At 46.6% G+C, this 17549-nt stretch carries 12 protein-coding genes; 11 read left to right on the top strand and 1 reads right to left on the bottom strand.

Translation table 11 applies throughout. The features are described 5' to 3' along the window. Positions 1–11 precede the first annotated feature (11 nt). The 5 genes from ACX0G9_RS15170 to ACX0G9_RS15150 all read left to right on the top strand — a co-directional run bounded on the left by ACX0G9_RS15170 (position 12) and on the right by ACX0G9_RS15150 (position 8424). A complete protein-coding gene (locus ACX0G9_RS15170; protein WP_459065774.1) occupies positions 12–3878 on the top strand; it encodes an alpha/beta fold hydrolase in 3867 nt (1288 codons plus the stop codon). A gap of 26 nt (positions 3879–3904) precedes the next feature. After that, positions 3905–5590, top strand: coding sequence for a DUF5597 domain-containing protein (locus tag ACX0G9_RS15165; RefSeq protein WP_459065773.1), 1686 nt, complete (start codon positions 3905–3907; stop codon positions 5588–5590). A gap of 35 nt (positions 5591–5625) precedes the next feature. After that, complete coding sequence (locus ACX0G9_RS15160; RefSeq protein WP_459065772.1) at positions 5626–6822, top strand: polysaccharide deacetylase family protein; 1197 nt, start codon at positions 5626–5628, stop codon at positions 6820–6822. Positions 6823–6861: 39 nt separating this feature from the next. Further along, positions 6862–7542: a GDSL-type esterase/lipase family protein gene (locus tag ACX0G9_RS15155; RefSeq protein WP_459065771.1), complete on the top strand. Its 681-nt coding sequence runs from the start codon at positions 6862–6864 to the stop codon at positions 7540–7542. Between the two features lie 63 nt (positions 7543–7605). Then, a complete protein-coding gene (locus tag ACX0G9_RS15150) occupies positions 7606–8424 on the top strand; it encodes a sugar phosphate isomerase/epimerase family protein (protein WP_459065770.1) in 819 nt (272 codons plus the stop codon). Between the two features lie 15 nt (positions 8425–8439). Here the strand turns inward: ACX0G9_RS15150 and ACX0G9_RS15145 are convergent, their stop codons facing one another. Then, positions 8440–9612, bottom strand: a complete 1173-nt coding sequence (locus tag ACX0G9_RS15145; protein WP_459065769.1) for a BamA/TamA family outer membrane protein — start codon at positions 9610–9612, stop codon at positions 8440–8442. Between the two features lie 322 nt (positions 9613–9934). Here ACX0G9_RS15145 and ACX0G9_RS15140 point away from each other — a divergent pair, with 322 nt between their 5' ends. The 6 genes from ACX0G9_RS15140 to yiaA all read left to right on the top strand — a co-directional run bounded on the left by ACX0G9_RS15140 (position 9935) and on the right by yiaA (position 17308). After that, complete coding sequence (locus ACX0G9_RS15140) at positions 9935–10399, top strand: hypothetical protein (RefSeq protein ID WP_459065768.1); 465 nt, start codon at positions 9935–9937, stop codon at positions 10397–10399. Positions 10400–10489: 90 nt separating this feature from the next. Then, entirely contained in the window at positions 10490–13612 is a 3123-nt protein-coding gene (locus ACX0G9_RS15135) for a ligand-binding sensor domain-containing protein (protein ID WP_459065767.1), read from the top strand. Positions 13613–13675: 63 nt separating this feature from the next. Further along, positions 13676–14311, top strand: a complete 636-nt coding sequence (locus tag ACX0G9_RS15130) for a response regulator (RefSeq protein ID WP_459065766.1) — start codon at positions 13676–13678, stop codon at positions 14309–14311. 74 nt (positions 14312–14385) lie between these two features. Beyond that, on the top strand, positions 14386–15102 hold the full coding sequence (locus tag ACX0G9_RS15125; RefSeq protein WP_459065765.1) for a twin-arginine translocation signal domain-containing protein: 717 nt from the start codon (positions 14386–14388) through the stop codon (positions 15100–15102). Between the two features lie 40 nt (positions 15103–15142). Beyond that, the gene (locus ACX0G9_RS15120; RefSeq protein ID WP_459065764.1) at positions 15143–16141 is read left to right on the top strand and encodes a c-type cytochrome; all 999 of its coding nucleotides are present in this window, start codon (positions 15143–15145) and stop codon (positions 16139–16141) included. A gap of 717 nt (positions 16142–16858) precedes the next feature. Further along, entirely contained in the window at positions 16859–17308 is a 450-nt protein-coding gene (gene yiaA / locus ACX0G9_RS15115; protein ID WP_459065763.1) for an inner membrane protein YiaA, read from the top strand. Positions 17309–17549 lie beyond the last annotated feature (241 nt).

The raw sequence follows: 17549 nt of genomic DNA, 5'->3' as shown, positions 1-17549 counted from the left end.
CTTCCCTACGCATGAATTTCCGAACCTTTCCCGTTTTTATTTCCGGCCTGTCTGTCATCCTTTTTATCCTTTACCCGGGAAATAAAGTAAATGGGCAGGATATCGTTCAACGCAACCTCCTGCACCGGTTCTCCAAAGAACAGGTTAGTGCCGCCTTGTTGCCTTACGACAAATGGCGTCCATTTCCACGTAATGCACAGGAATGGAAGGAACGCCTTCCGGACTCCATCCGGCTACGGATCATCGGGATCGGGGAAAAACAGATGCATGATCCATTCGCAGCCCTGCCTGCAACGCTGTACCTGGAATTTCAGCGTAATGGCAACCGTACCAATTATGAAAAGGTCAGTTTTGAAAAACGCAGTCAGTTGTTCAGCCTGGTGCTGGCCGAATCTATGGAACAAAAAGGGCGGTTTACCGATGCGATCATCAATGGCGTCTGGTCCCTTTGCGAAGAAAGTTTTTGGGGAGTGCCTGCCCACTATTACCTGCAAAAGGCCGGTATCGGCCTGCCAGATGTACAGGACCCATCCGTGGACCTCTTCGCAAGCGAAACAGCCGAAGTATTGGCCCTTACGGACTATTTTGTCGGGCCGCAACTGGACAGCGCCTCCCCGTTGTTACGTAAGCGTATTTATTATGAAGTCAACAAACGTATCCTGGCTCCCCTGGAAAAAGACAGCATTGCCTATAGTTACCTGGGGGCAGGAAAAAGAGATGCTCCTGTCAATAACTGGAATGCCTGGGTGATCAGCAACTGGATGATCAGCCTGCTACTATTGGAAAAAGAAGAGCCACGGCGCTTAAAGGAATTAATGCATGGAATGGGGCTGCTGGATAATTATATCAATGGGCTGGGGGGAGACGGTGCGGTGGATGAAGGTCCCAGTTATTGGTTCGGCGGTGCGGGAAGATTGTTTGACGGGCTGACCATGCTGGAAAGTGCGACAGGGGGAAAGGTCAATATCTACCAGGAGCCGGTCATCAGGTTGCTGGGCTCCTATATAGCCAAAATGCATGTTGCAGGAAATTATTTTATCAATATAGCCGATGCCTCTCCTACGATAGGTGCAGACGGTCTGCTGATCTACCGGGTCGGTAAATCCATTCAGGATCCGGACACCCGGGATTTCGGGGCCTGGGCCTATCATCATCTCGATGACGGAGATTTTTTTTCCAAGGATTTTTCCAAACCAAGGATCGTTTGGAATTTACTGACGCTGAAAGAATGCGCTGCGTCCAATCCCGCTGCCGCTCCTGCAGCCAAAGAGGTCTGGTTCCCTGATCTTCAATTAATGGCAGGCAGTACCGGCAAGGGTTTGTTTGTGGCCTCCCATGCCGGCCATAATGGGGAAAGCCATAATCATAATGATGTTGGCGATGTATTGCTTTATTCGGATGGAGAACCCGTGCTTATCGATGTAGGGTTCGGCACCTACAATAAAAAAACCTTTTCCAAAGACCGGTATGACCTTTGGTACCTTAATTCGGCCCATCATAATTTACCGCTGATCAATGGCGTACAGCAGGCTGCCGGCCGGAAATTCGGGGCCAGCGGGGTTCGTTTCCATTCCGGAACGGATAAGATGGAATTGCAAATGGATATTGCTTCCGCCTATCCGCAGGATGCGGGCGTAAAGAAGTGGAACCGTACTGTCTTACTGGATAAACTACGCAATGAATTATCCATTCATGACGAGTACATATTGGATTCCCGCAGCGGTATCCTAAGTCAAACATTTATGACGGTATGTGCAGCGGATCTTTCACAACCGGGAAGGATATTGTTCAAAGTTCCCGGAGGACGGTCCGTTCAAATGGATTACGATGCAAAGGCCTGGGACATTAAGAAAGAATTGATGGAAACAAACGAACCGGATGAAAAACGGATTGCCGATAATTGGGGGAACCGCCAGATCTGGCGGTTGTTGCTGGTGAATAAAACGCGGGAAAAGAAGGGTGCCTTTCGCTACCTGTTGAAACAGGAGCCATCCCTGGCAGGCCAGTCCGCGACTGCCTACCAGGATCTTACCCATGACAGTAAGGTCTTCGGACATCCCAAATATTACCGGCTTTATCTACCCAAAGGATATGGTCAGTCAACCCGGCGTTATCCGGTGATTTACTTTTTTCATGGTTGGGGAGGACGGCATTTTATGGATGATAATGCCAAACTGGAATATACCAAACTCAAAACGGTAGTAGATAAATACCAGGTGATCCTGGTCATGTGGGATGGAAATATCGACATGGCCGAACCAAGGCCCTATAATGTGGGTAATCATGAAGATATTAAGTTCCAGACCCAGATGAAGGATTATTTCCCTGAATTGGTGGGGCATATCGATAGCTCTCTGCGAACCCTGACCGGCAGGAATAACCGGGGCATCATCGGATTCAGCATGGGAGGTTTTATGTCCTTGTACCTGGCAGGAAAATATCCGGACCGGGTAAGCGCAGCCGTAAGCCTGGCGGGAAGTCCGGAATTTTTTGTGGGGTATCCGGACAACCAGGAATTATATCCTGTGCGTTATACGTTCATGAATCTCCGGCAGGTCGACACCCGTATCCACAATGGAAATACCGATATCCTTTATTTTCTCAACGAGGAAGTCCATTCAGGGGCTATTTGGGATGAGCAGATACCCCTTCAATACTGGACCTTCCCAGGCGGACATATGGTAGATAAAACCGGCGAGACAAAAGTGTTCGAAAAGGCGGTCAGTTTCGTTACCCATGCGTTCAAGAAACATAATGGGGAGGTGAAAAATCCTGTGAACTGGTCGCATTATGATCTGTATCCAACTTTTACCGTTTGGGACTACCAGGTGGAAAGCGATAAAGACCGTCCCGGGTTTCTGCTCCTTAAAAATGTCGATAGACAGGGGTTTGGTTTTTATACACAGCGGTGGCTGCCCAATGGACCTGCGCTGAAGGCAGTCCATACCCTGATCACTACGGCACCTTTATATGAACCGAATAAAATTTACAGCCTGGCCAAATATCAACCTTCCGCCCGGGCCACCGGGGCAGCTGAAAAGGTTCCTGAAAAGATTCTTCTGGACAAAGTCCAAAGCGACGGCACCGGACGGATAAAGGTGGATTTTGACGGAGACGGCGGAGAAGCAGGGATCTTTTCAGCGAAGGATGCTCCTGAATATGTATTCTTAGATTACTCGATTGGGAAAAAAGGCAGGTTCCTGGCTAACGGTCCGGATAATCTGCTTACCCTTCGGCTTTTTAACCGTGGCGGAGAAAACAAAACCCCCGGTAAAATCCTGGTTACCATCAGCACGAAAGATCCTTCGGTAATGTGGAAGGATACCATCGTAACGATGTCTGTCTCTCCCGATCAACGATTACTCACGCTGCCTCCCTTTATTCTTTCCTGTTATAAAAAACCGCCCCCTCATGCCGAACCGGCGGATATCCGTTTTCATATTACCGTGTCCGGGGCATCGCACGGCTTAAATGATGAGTTCACCGTACCCGTATTTTTTAAGGTTCCTCCCTTCGATAGGATCCGGGTCGATGATGGACGACAGGTTAGGGATACCGTCATGGGTAATGGCAATGGTGATGGATTGGCGGATCCCGGTGAACGGATCATGCTTTACCAGGGGAGTCACCGGTTAAGATTATATTACGACGATCCTTGGGTAGTATCCGGAATGGAACGGCAAACGGACGAAATGATACCAGCACGCTGGCCTGATGGATTCACCCTGAGCTCGGTTATAGAACTGGATTCAGATTGCCCCGATGGCCATGCCGTGGAATTTCTGGCCTGTTATGAAACGAAGACCTTCAACCCCATTGAAAGAAAACTGACATGGGGAAGGGTTACCTTAAAGATTAAAACCCCCCTAGCCCCCTAAAGGGGGAATGTGAATACCTTTAAATTATGAAACATCGATTCCGCTTTGCCAAACTAAAATTCAGCATCTTTTTTTGTGGATCCCTTTTGTTATTTGCCTGTGCAGGATTTGCACAAACGAATACTGGCTCTTCTCCGGCATTCAAGACCGGTAGTAAATCCGATCTTCCTTCTTTTGTAAAGATTGAAAATGGCGGGTACCGTTTCCTGGTAGACGGCAAACCTTACCTGGCTTTAGGGGCCCAGCTTTGGAACAGCAGCGGCTGGCCATATATCCTCACCAAGGAATGGGCGCAATTAAAAGAGCTGCATGCCAATACCCTGGAAGCGCCGGTCTATTGGCAGAATATCGAACCCCAGCCGGGAAAATTCAATTTTGCCGACCTGGACAGCCTGGTCCTTGGTGCACGTAGGGAAGGGCTCAGGTTGGTCCTGCTCTGGTTCGGGTCTTATAAAAACGGAAGTTCCTCTTATGCGCCGGAATGGGTATTGAGCCAACCGGAAAAATTTCCCCGGATGCAAAATGGCGGTGGTGAGGAGATCCAGGTTTTATCAGCCATTTCGGGCGCTAACCGGGAAGCGGATAAAAAAGCATTTGCAGCCGTCATGCGGCATCTCAAACAATTGGATGGCCAGCAACATACGGTGATCCTGGTTCAGGTGGAAAATGAATCCGGATCATTGGGCACAGACCGCGATTATTCACCCGCAGCAAATGCGGCATTTAAAAATCCGGTGCCAGCTGCTTTACTGCAAAAACTTGGAAAAAAGCCTGGTACCTGGCTGGATGTATTCGGCAAGGATGCCGCAGAATCGTTCAATGCCTATCATATCGCCTTTTATATAAATGACATTGCAGTGGCCGGTCAGCAGGAATATGGCCTGCCCATGTATACCAATGCCTGGTTAAGAGAGCACCGGTTCCGTCAGCCAGGTGAATATCCCAGCGGTGGTCCTGTATCTACTATGTTTCCTATCTGGAAGGCGACAGCGCCGGCGCTTGCCCTGCTTGCACCGGATATCTATCATAACAATTATGATGTATTTACGGAGCTCTGCCGAAAATATGCCCTTCCCGATAATCCCTTCTTTTTACCGGAAATGGGCAAAGGAATTGATTTTGCACGCGGGCAGTTCTATGCCTTGGGTAATTTTAATGCCTTAGGGGTAGCGGTATATGGTATCGACCCCTTTGGGACCGATCCCGGGGATGAACGCAATAAAGAAAGACTGGACGATAAATTTTCCGGCATGGCTGACAATTACCGCGTTTTGCAGGGGGCTATCGATAAGATCGCCGAATTGCAGGGCACAGGAAGGTTGAAGGCTGTCGGTGAAGAATATGGGCTTCATGAAGAATTGGTGAGTTTGGGATCCTATGATATTTTGTTCTCTTATGGGTTCCCTGCTTACCGGAAAGTTCCACTTACCGGAAGGGCGCTGATCGGGCAATTGGGCGAAGATGAATTCCTCGTGATCGGCTTCGATGCTAAATTTCAGTTCCGGCCAAAATACGGATCAGGTTTTTCTTCCTCCGAATACCTGGTGATCGAAGAAGGTTATTATGAAAAAGGACAATGGGTGCGCAAAAGGATCTGGAATGGGGATGAAGCTTATCATTCCACGCTTACTCCCGATGGAGTAATCCTGAGGATCAGGTTAAGGAAAACACAAAAAGCTATTACAGGGCCGGTAAAGGCTAATTTTGAATAAAATCAGTCTTATCCCTTTTATTAAATTCAGGATATATGCGGTGGGGGATCATCGTTTTTTTGATTGGTTCGGGTCTGAACGGATGGCCAATAAGGGATATCAGGAAGGATACCACTATCCGTCTTATTCTCGATTTGGAAAAACCTTGTTCTTCTTTTTCGCTGGAGCCGGCTCCTTTTCGCTATAATAAGGATTTCTCCTTCAGTTTTACCTTTGATGACGGGTTGATCTCCGCTTACCTGGTTGCCTTTCCCTTTTTCACGGGAGGAAGGGTGTCGCCTTCGTATATGGATCAATGGGGGCATGACCAGGGAGGGGATGGATTAAATTATCCGGGTCTTTTTTATACAGACGGGTGCGGTAACCGTAAGGCCTTTCAGGCTGCCCTGGCCATTAATGCAGCCTCGATAGCGGACAGGCAGGAAACCCTCCGACATCCGGGAAACTTGTCCTGGGAGCAGATTAAGGTTATGTATAGTTCAGGCTGGGATATATTCAATCATGGTTATTCCCATGCGACCGGAGACAAGGTTGACGCATCCACGGAGGTTCGCAAAAATAACGAGGCGGTATTCGACCATATTGGATGTAAGATGAATCAATTCGTCGTACCCGGAGGAAAAGACGATCATATCAGCCAGGAGCCTTATACAATCGCCGCCTTTGAGCAGGGATTGCTGGCGGTCCATTGCGGGAATTTTAAAGTAGATTGGAATCTGCCCGATCTAAATAATATCAGGGCCGGCCGCAAATTCCTTAGCAGTAAATGGTTAAATGGAAGACCCGATAGTACGTTCTTTTCTGAATTGTCCGATCGGTTGACGAATGGGAAAAAGACCTGGATCAATGCATTTACACATAGCGCCGGGAATGAGGATCTTTGGGGTATCAGTTTGACCTTTAAAGATTTCAAAACTTTTTTTGGTGAGCTGGCCGCAGAGCATGGGGAAAAGGGCAAAGACGATATGTGGATGGCTACCTACCAGGCTGTGCAGGAATATCAACTGATCCGTAATTCACTGGTGTATACGGTTAAAAAGGAGGGTAAACGGATTATTCTTAGTATTGATCCAACAAGGTTGCCCATGGGATTACGTCATAAAGCCCTTAGTTTTGTATGGAAGGCCGGACAACCTGTTAAAAAGGTCTCCTGCCAGGGTTGTGTCGTGGAAAGTTTTACGGGAGGATCGAATTCCAAAAATGGATCTCAGACGGTAAACATAACCTGGTAGCGGCAAAAAAGCAATAGAAAAACATAAAACAAACCCGGTATGAAAAAAGCTCGTTTTCTTTTGGTCCTTACAGCGCTCGTTATCACATCGTCGTATATCAGTACCTGCTATGCACAGACGCAACAGCCACCTTTTTGGGATGAAATTGCCGCCTTCAAACACCAGGACAGTATTCAACCGCCGCCTGCAAACCCTATTCTTTTTGTAGGCAGTTCTTCTTTCCGTTTCTGGAAAACGGTAGGAGAGGCTTTTCCCGGTTACCCGATCATCAACCGGGGTTTTGGAGGTTCCTCTTTTCCCCAGGTAATTCAGTACGCTCCGGACATTATCTTTCCTTATAATCCCAAACAGATCGTCATTTACTGCGGAGATAATGACCTGGCCGGGTCGGATACCGTTACAGGAGAGGTTGTTTACAATCGTTTTGTAGAGCTATATCAAACCATCCGTTCGAAGTTGAAAAAAGCTGACATTCTCTATGTTTCGATCAAGCCGAGCCCAAGCAGGGCGAAATTGATGCCCCGCATGGAAGATGCAAATTCCAGGATCTCCTCATTTCTTAAAAAACAAAAACATGCCGCCTTTGTTGATGTTTATCATCTGATGCTTACCCCCGAAGGCCAACCCATCGATGATCTGTTCATCGGGGATAAGTTGCATATGAATCCTAAGGGATATGCGATCTGGCAAAAGGCGATCCAGCCTTACCTTCTAAAATAAATAGATACGAAGAGATTTGTAAGACAAAGAAGAGACAAAAGGAGAGATTTGTAAGAAATATATATGAAGATCCTGTTTTTTTGCCCCCGCTGGGGCTCGGAGCAACTTTCGTGGGATAGCTTTTTTAGCCGGGTAAAAGAAGCTGGTTATGCTGGCGTGGAGATCAGTCTCCCCTCATCCGTGGAAGAGCAGGAAACTATCATGAATGGCCTGGCCAAATATGGTTTGTTATGGATAGGGCAACATTGGGAGACGGTCACCCCCGATTTTGAACAACACCTTAGAGAGTATGGGGCCAGACTGCGTTTGTTGGGATCATACCACCCTCTTTTCATCAATACCCAGACAGGAAAAGACTTTTATTCCTTTGAACGGAATGAGGCATTGATCCTTCGGGCTGAAGGAATCGCCAGGGAGATGGGACTGCCCATATACCATGAAACCCATCGGGGGAAGTTCAGTTTTTCCTCTCATATCACTCATTCCTACCTGAAAATAATTCCTTCCCTAAAGATCACCCTGGATATCTCTCATTGGATTGCCGTGGCTGAAACACTTTTATACGACCAGCAGGAAGCCGTTGATCTTGCCATCAGCAGAACGGAACATATACACAGCCGTGTCGGTTTTACAGAAGGTCCTCAGATAAACGATCCCCGTGCGCCGGAATGGAAAGAAGTTCTTGAGGCGCACCTGGTGCGATGGGATAGGGTAATAACCCTGCAACGGGAAAGGAATAGATCATCCTTCACCATAACCAGTGAGTTCGGCCCTTCTCCCTATATGCCGCTTCAGCCTTATACCCTTCAGCCTGTCGCGGATCAATGGGAGGTGAATGTCTATATGATGAATTTTTTACGAAACAGATATGCCGGGAAATAATAAAAGAGGGTTGGATCAGAATGCTTCCCGGACCTGTACATTGAATGCCGTGGAGTGCCTTCCTACACCATAATCGATCCGCAGGTTGAGTTTTTCCTGCTTGCTGAGCATAAAACGTAAGCCTCCTCCATAGGCGTAATGGAATCCGTCCAGATCGAAGTGCCCCAGATCGGGACTTACCTCACCCATAGACGCAAAACCTACTACACCGATCCTCCAGAAAAGAAAACGTCGGTATTCCGCCTGGTAGGCCATCAGGCACTTATCACTATACCTCCCTCCATAATAGCCCCGCATCATATCCGAACCACCCAGCAATTCCAGATAGCGGAAAGGCGTATTACCAGAGGTCAGACCTGCAATTCCCTGAAAACCAAGGACCGATTTTTCGGAGAGATAAAAGAATTTCCGGAAGTCCATGTTAAAAACCGTGAAATTAAAATTGCTGCCAAATGCCTTATTGAACCAAACATATTGCATTTCTGCCAATACGCCCCGAGTAGGGCTAAACGCACTGTTCCTGGTGTCCCAGGATAAAATGGGGCCAATACCGGATGTATATCCACCATACCGCCCGGTAATATTTTCTTTATCGAAAAGGCCACCCGGCTTGTAGGAGATAGTGCTGGTATGCTGGAATTGATAGGAGAGGCCGACATACATTTTTCGATGGATGCGCCGGAGATATTGGGGATTGAAGAAAAACTGTTTTTGATTATAACTTTCTTCGGCTTCGAAAGAAGTATGGTTGCCCAAACCCCAGAATTTATTCGGATAATAACTATAAGAGGCCTGGAAACGTATGATCTGGTCTTCTTTGGGAAGATAAAGGGTGGACGTAAGGGCCAGAATCAGCTGTTTTTTAAGCGTATATAAGCCAAGAACGTTTACATCGGAGGTGCGGACGGTGGAATCATGTTGGTCCAACCGGAAAAAACGCGCAACCACTCCCCCAAATCCCCAGTTGGTTTCCAATGATTTAACTACGAAAGGGAAGGCCAGCAGATTTTGGGGGGGCACTCCTGCGGGGGCTGCTTTTGCCGGAATTTTTATGGTAATGGGAACAAGATCCTTATTTAAAAGGGGAATGGTATCGGTTAAAGAACGGTCTACCTGGGGCAGCTCGCCTTTACCTCTGTTGGAAGAAGCATAGGGCTGCGCCATGGAAGTCGCTGATAACGAAAACATTAGCACAATGATCAAGGAACCTCTCATATAAAGTAAAGCCTTAAAGTGCGCAAATTTACTTAAGTGGATGCTAATTTAAACGAGATTGAAGAGGTAGTATGGAAGAATTCATGTTAAAATCATGGAAAAAGGGGAGGATGGGGAATTTAGGCTGCCTTTTACCTGTTTTTTGGAAAAAATATCCCACAATGGGAAGTGGGCAGACCCCCAGAGGGCTTTTATCTATGTCACAATCAATCAGTTAGGAGTTGGTATGCCAATTGACTTACTGGTACCGAACGCAGACAACAACTAAATTTAATCTTTACTCAATACTGAAAACATGACACTCGAATTAAAAGAAGCACAGACCGGAGTTTTAAAAAGTAAGATCATTGAACTGCAAAGCGCATTGTTCTTCACTGAAAGTTCTTCTTTGGTAAAACTGCCAACTCATGTTATTACAGATGTTGAAATGGATGAGGAAGAGCAGATATGGTTTGTAATTCCCCGCCCCCGATTTCATATAGATGCATTCGATAAGGAACTTCCTGCCACCCTGGAATTTTCAAAAAAAGGTACACCGGTATTTGTAAAGGTCAGAGGTACAGCCTACCTGATCACGGATATCGCTGAGGTAAAAGAAAACAAGGGATTGTCTCAGGAAATGAAGGAAAGAATGATGGATGAACGCGTAATGGCCGTGAAAGTGAAGGTTCAGGATCATTCCCTGGTTGATAATACCCCTAAGCCTGCTCAGAACTGGTTACAATTCGGACGGACCCAGTTGTCCAGCTGGTTCTTCTAATCCAGGTATTGATTCCTCCTATTGTTATTGATTTTCAGTAACGGTTTTTAAAGGGTGTGATATGTTGAATTTATAAAGTAAATTTATCATATGACACCCAATAAGTTTTTGCAATATTGCTTTGCTTATTGTCTGGCAACCCTGCCAATTACCAGTTTTGCCCAGCTTTCGGAATCCGGTCCGGTCCGGTTCGAGCATTATACAACTACAGAAGGTCTTTCCTCCAGCCAGATAAGGGCAATTTCACAGGATAGATACGGTTTCATCTGGATCGCCACAACCGATGGATTGAACAGGTTTGACGGAAGACAGTTTACCATCTACAGGCATCTGGCCAACGACAGCAATTCCCTGGTCAATAATATCATTAATTCGATCGCCCCCGACGCTGATGGAAAATTATGGATTGCCACCAACAATGGGCTGTGTTATTATGATTTTTCAGATGATCGCTGCCACTCCATTGACATCCGCAGCAATAACGGAGAGCCGATTGACAGGTACAGGGTTTATCAGGTACTTGCAGGGAAAGAAAAAAGAATATGGTATACCACGCTAACGCAATTGCATTTCCTGGAACCCGACGGGAGCATACACAGTTTTGATCTGCCTTCCGGATTAAAAGCCCATATTCTCACCCTTTTAGAGGATGATCAGGGAAGGATATGGATTGGCACCAATAATAATAGTATCCTTTTATTCGATTGGAGAAAAAATTTATTTGCCTTTATTCCTCTTCATGTTGATGCAGCGTATCCTAACAGAAATCCAACTTTATCGGTTACCAGGATCAGCCAGCAAAGTGCGGATACTTTTCTGGCCTGTACCTGGAATGGGGGTTTACAACAAATTATTATGCCCCGCGACCCATTTTCAGGGCATGATTTCAGTATCCTGCCTTGTCCCGATAGACTGGAAAAGAACGAAAGCAAACGGATCGTCACCTCTATTTGTCCTTCCCCCTGCAGACAGCAATTTTGGGTGGCTACCTACGGCAACGGATTGGCTCTTTATGACAAGACACTGAATCAGTTTATTGCTCATCAGCATCACCTGGCTGCCGAAAAAAAGAGTTTATGCAATGAATTTGTTAATGCAGTTTTTCTGGATGCTTCAGGAATACTTTGGATCGGAACCGACGAAGGGCTTGACAAGTTCGATACGCTGGCCAATAGGTTCTCAGCGCTGATAATACCGGAACTGACGGGAGGGAATCTCCATAAACAAGAGGTGGTCGAGCTGATCGCAGACAGGGACGATACTTCCCGCAATGGCCTGTGGATGGCCGCTTCCGGTCAGGGCTTACTGTATTATGACGCCGGGAAAGGGGTCAGGCATTTTTATCGCACTTTGCCAACGGAGGGGCACCGGTCTGTAAGTTGTTCCGTAAACTGCCTGTTTCAGGATAGGGCGGGGACTCTTTGGGTTGGAACGAAGGAAGCTGTTTATACCTTTGATAAAAAAAAGAAATTATTCAAACGGTTGTTAACGGATAGTTCATGGATGGGAGCTGGTTCGGTCACTGCCATTATGGAAGACAGTAAGGGGCGCATGTGGTTTTCTGTCTTTGATAAAGGTGTCTACCGTTATTGTCCGGGAACCGGGCAATGGAAGGGCTACAGGCATCCTGCAGATAATTCTTCCGGTCTTCCGGATGACCACGTTTTTTGCCTCCTGGAAGACAGCAGAAAAAGAATCTGGATCGGGACACAGAATCAGGGTTTGTGCATGCTGGAACCGGAAAGGGATGCATGGACCATTTACCGGCAGCTGGAGAAAAATAACGGATCATTGCCTGATAATAATGTATATGCCCTGCTGGAAGATAAATTCGGGCAATTATGGATCGGAACGGAGAATGGATTGGCCAGGATGAATCTGCGGGATAATACGATCAAAACATTCACAACCGCCGACGGCTTGTGCAATAACGATATTTATGACCTGGCCCAAAGCCCGGATCAGCATATCTGGCTGGCGACCAACAATGGTTTAAGCGACTTCGACCCTTTTTCAGGAAAGTTCAGGAATTATTATACGAATGACGGTCTTCCGGGTAATTCCCTCGAAGGGGCTTTCCGGTGTTTGCCTTCCGGAAGGATCGTGCTGGGGATGGCCGGCGGAATTTGTTATTTTAATGCTGCCGGATTAATGACCAATAGAAAAATCCCGGAGGTGGTCATTACTGCCTTTAACATATTCGATGCTCCATATCCCATCAAAAGAATTGGTACCCGCATTGAGCCGGTTGGCCTGAATTATAAACAAAACATGATCACCTTTCATTTTACGGCACTCAATTTTACCAACTCAGCCAATAACAGGTATGCCTACAAATTGGAAGGTTTCGACAAAGGCTGGACCTACTGCGGGAACAGGACTTCAGCGACCTATACCAATCTCGACGGAGGAAGCTATGACTTTAGGGTAAAAGCATCAAATAACGACGGGTTGTGGAATGAAAAAGGAACGGATCTCCGGCTGATCATTTCTCCTCCTTTCCGGAAAACCGGATGGTTCTATCTTTTGGTATTGGTCTGCATGGCGTCCGCCTTTTATATTTTTTACCGGATCCGGCTAATACAGCTGCTGCAATTGCATAAAATGCGGGCCAATATTGCCAGAGATCTGCATGACGATATCGGTTCTACCTTAAGCAGCATTTCGATGATGAGCAGGATGGCTGTTGAGAACCCGGACCATCCGACCTTAAAAGAAAAATCAGCAGAATTGCTCAGCACTATTGCCAGGGCCTCGAAACAAGCTATGGACCAGATGAGTGATATCGTTTGGTCTATCGATCCCATCAACGAACGATTGGAAAATATTCTGATACGGATGAGAGAGTATGCAGGAGAAATGTTGGAAGCGGCTGATATTCGTCTTTGTTTCGAAACGGATGATAAGGCAGGACGTTTGTCGATGTCTTTGAAGAACCGAAAAGAGTTTTTGCTGATCTTTAAAGAGGCGGTGAACAACCTGGCAAAATATTCCGGAGCCAACCGGGCCTTTATCAGCCTAACCTGCCAGGGGAATAAACTCCATTTGAGGGTGGAGGATAACGGTATCGGATTTGATACGACCCATGAGTCGAAGGGTAATGGGTTAAAGAATATGAGGGAACGGGCGGCTGTTTTGGGCGCCTTGCTCACCATCGGGTCACATCCTGGCGGGGGAACAATAATTAAGGTATGCGTTCCCCTTATCCCATAATAATGGGATTGCAAAGCCGGAGACAGGAGCTAATTTTGTGAACGGTTCTGTAAAACACCGCGGATGCCTGTTAAAGTAGTAATATATGAGGACAACCCTTTTCTTCTCAACAGCTTGTCGGAATTAATCGGTTCGGCTGACGGGCTCGAATTAAAAGGGGCATTTGAGAATTGTAATGAGGTCTTGCAACAAATGAAGGAATGCGGACCCGATGTGATCCTCATGGATATTGAAATGGAGGGCGTGGGTGGTCTGGAAGGTCTGCGGCTGATAAAGCAGGATTTCCCTCAAATAGAAGTGATGATGCTTACCGTATTTGACGATAGCCATAAAATTTTCCAGGCCATTTGTCACGGAGCATCCGGGTATTTACTAAAAAAAACGTCACCGGATAAAATCGTGGAAGCCATAATTGACCTTCACAACGGGGGGGCGCCAATGACTTCGAGTGTAGCCAGAAAGATATTGAATTGTTTTTCCAGGCCGCCTGCCCCGGCAGACGAAATAAGCAAACTTACCAGCCGGGAGCTGGAGGTATTGCAAATGCTGGGGAAAGGTAACAGTTATAAAATGATCGCGGCTCAATGTAATATTACTATCGAAACCGTACGCACTTACATCAAACGGATCTACCAAAAACTTCAGGTGCACTCCGGTATGGAAGCCATTGCCAAGGCCTTTCCTTTCCGGAAGCTGTAATAATTCTTGTCCCATAATTATGGGATTGACAGGTCGTTTTTTTGTTTCCAATTTTGAAAGAAAATTGTTGCCATATGGAAAATAATCAGGTTAATCAACCCTCCACAGACCGTCGGGGTTTTTTAGGTACCCTGGCTGCCGGAGCTGCAGCATTCGGAGTCGCAACGCTGGCAAGCCCTGCCAGCCTGCTTGCGGAGACCGGACCCTTATCGGGTTCTCCCCATGAAGTACTGGCGGATGCGGATGAATGGTTCAAACAGATAAAGGGAAAACATCGTATGGTATTTGATTCAACGGGCCCTAAGGATATTTTTCCTTTTGCATGGCCCAAAGTGTTTTTACTGACCAATATGGGGACGGGAACAGCGGAAAAGGATTGTAGTGTAGTGGTTGTGTTACGTCACGAAGCCATTCCTTTTGCCATGGAGAACAGACTTTGGGAGAAATACAAATTTGGGGAAACGTTCAAGATCCAGGATCCGCTCACCAAATCTCCTGCCATACACAATCCTTTCTGGATGCCTAAACCGGGCGATTATAAGGTCCCCGGTATCGGGAATGTGGCTATCGGGATAAATGAATTGCAGGATAGCGGCGTACTATTCTGCGTGTGTGATATGGCCCTGACCGTATATAGTAACGTTGTGGGAGGAGGAATGAATCTTGACCCGCAGGAAGTCAAAAAAGATTGGTTGTCCGGTCTGTTGCCGAATATTCCGCCTATGCCATCGGGAGTATGGGCTGTGGGGAGGGCGCAGGAACATGGCTGCGCCTATTGTTTTGCGGGATGATTAGGGATTGCAGCACGAACGCTTAAATTATCAGGATGCTATGCCTCGCGTATTGGCAGCTGTTCTATTGATAGTCCTGGCGATAATCCTGGAGACCAGGCCGGGATCGTTTATTGGGAAAAGGAAGACAATCTCCCGGGATTCCCCAGGGACCACCGGGGAGTCTGTCTGGATCGCACCGGACTCACACCAATTGTCTTACAGACCGGAGGCGGAGCTGATCCGCAACGGGCGTACATTGATCGCCGGTACATCCCTTTATTTCGGGCCGAAAGGCCGGATCAATCACCATGCCAATGGAATGAATTGCCAGAATTGCCACCTGGAAGCCGGCGCCCTTCCCTGGGGGGATAATTTCGGCGCCGTCTGTTCCACCTACCCGCGTTTCAGGGAAAGACGTGACGCCATCGAAAGTATCTTCCAGCGGGTGAACGATTGTTTTGAAAGGAGCCTGAACGGACAGGCCCTGGATTCCGGCAGCCATGAAATGCAGGCGATAATCGCCTATATCAAATGGCTGGGGGAGAAAATACCCCGGGGAACACAACTCAAAGGGTGCGGGATAAGGAGCCTGAAATTCCTGGGCAGGGCGGCTGATGTTACCCAAGGCGAATCGGTATACCTAAATAAATGCATGAGTTGTCATGGTCCGGAGGGAGAGGGAAAAACAGACAGCACGGGCAGCTTTTTTCTATACCCGCCATTATGGGGCCGGAATAGTTATAATACGGCAGCGGGATTGTATCGTTTATCCCGGTTTGCCGGTTTTGTTAAAGATAATATGCCGTTGGGAGCTTCTTATCAAAACCCACTTCTGACGGATGAAGAAGCATGGGATGTAGCCGCTTTTGTAAACTCCCGCCCCAGGCCGGATAAAAAGTTCAGCCAGGATTGGCCGGACAGGTCTTTAAAGCCGGTTGATCTTCCTTTTGGCCCATACACGGATAGTTTTTCAACGCGTCAGCATAAATTCGGTCCTTTTGGCCCGATTGAAAAAGATCGGGAAACCCTGCCGGGAATGCTAACGCAAAAGCCATAAAATCAACTTATTATGCGATCCCTGTTTTTTTATGGAGGTATTTTTTATGGGGGTTATTTTTTCAAAAAACCTGGGCAAAAACAAAGTGGAACACGGTTCCACTGCCGAAGGGCCATCATTGGATTATTTTTTTATGGGGGTATTTTTCCCAAAAAACCCCATAAAAAAATAAGGTCCACTGTAGAAACAGCGGACCTCTAACGATTGCTTGCCATATGAAAAATCTTTATCTCGAGCGATTGATATCTTTTTGTTGGGAACCTTACTTTTTCTTCGTTTTTTAACCTTTCTCTTCTCCGGAGCCTTTCCTCCTTTCTCTCTCTTCAGGTTCTTTCCCTTTTGATAAATCAAAGATACGGCGGTTTAGGAATGCACTTCAAACAACTTAATGTTAATTCTATTATGCCAAAGCAAAGAATTGAATCGTGAAACACGCTGTGGTATTGGGTTGTGGGCAAAAATTCACATGAGGTCCAACGCATTTTCCAGCTCTTTATTTCTTTGAATAAAGATGATATTGATCGATTTCGGGCATTTCTCATTCCCTAAGCGGGGTGATTCTAACCATAAACCACTAGTTACTTAACATCCTGGTAGTGATAAGCCTTAAAGTTTACATAAATGTTTAGGGAAATGCTGGTTTTTTCTTGTTTTTCTTTCGTTATTTGTTGTTGATTATTAAAGGAAGATTCAAACGCCCCCTAAATTAAAAGACCCATGCAACAGAAACCCTCAAACGCTTATGTAGCAGCATCCTGGATTGCCTTGTTCATTGGAATGATAGGATTTAATGTCGGGCTCTGGAATGCTACCATGCAGCTCAATGAAAAGGGATACTATTTTACTGTGCTGATGTTCGGCCTCTTTGCGGCCATTTCGGTTCAAAAATGTGTACGGGACCGGTTGGAAGGGATTTTTGTGACCGACATTTATTATGGTCTAAGTTGGTTCTCTACGATTTTGACAATTATTCTGCTGGTTATTGGACTTTGGAATGCTACTTTGTTGCCAAGCGAAAAGGGTTTTTATGCTTTTGCCTTTTTGTTGAGCATTTTCGGAGCCATTACGGTACAAAAAAATACCCGTGACAACCAGGCAGTATCGAGAGCCAATCCGGTATCCACTCCTACCGGCACTGCCCATGGCACCGGAAAAGAAACGGATTAATTTCAATTGATCCTATTAATTGATCTCATTAATTGACCATATCGAATTGGTAAAATCCCGGGGCTCCTGCTCCGGGATTTTTTTTGGTGTGCCCGGTCTGTTGTGCCTTCAGCGGGGTAAATGCCGGTAAAATTATCCTGGATTAGCATATGTTATGAAGGGGAGGGGTAAAGTATGGGTTATGCATTGACTACCTTGCTATCCTTCATATAACCTTATTCTTTATTCCTGAATGTCCATT

It is taken from the genome of Flavitalea flava (genome assembly GCF_054461575.1).
Note: the sequence above shows the minus strand (reverse complement) of the source record. Positions and strands in the feature narration are given on the sequence as shown.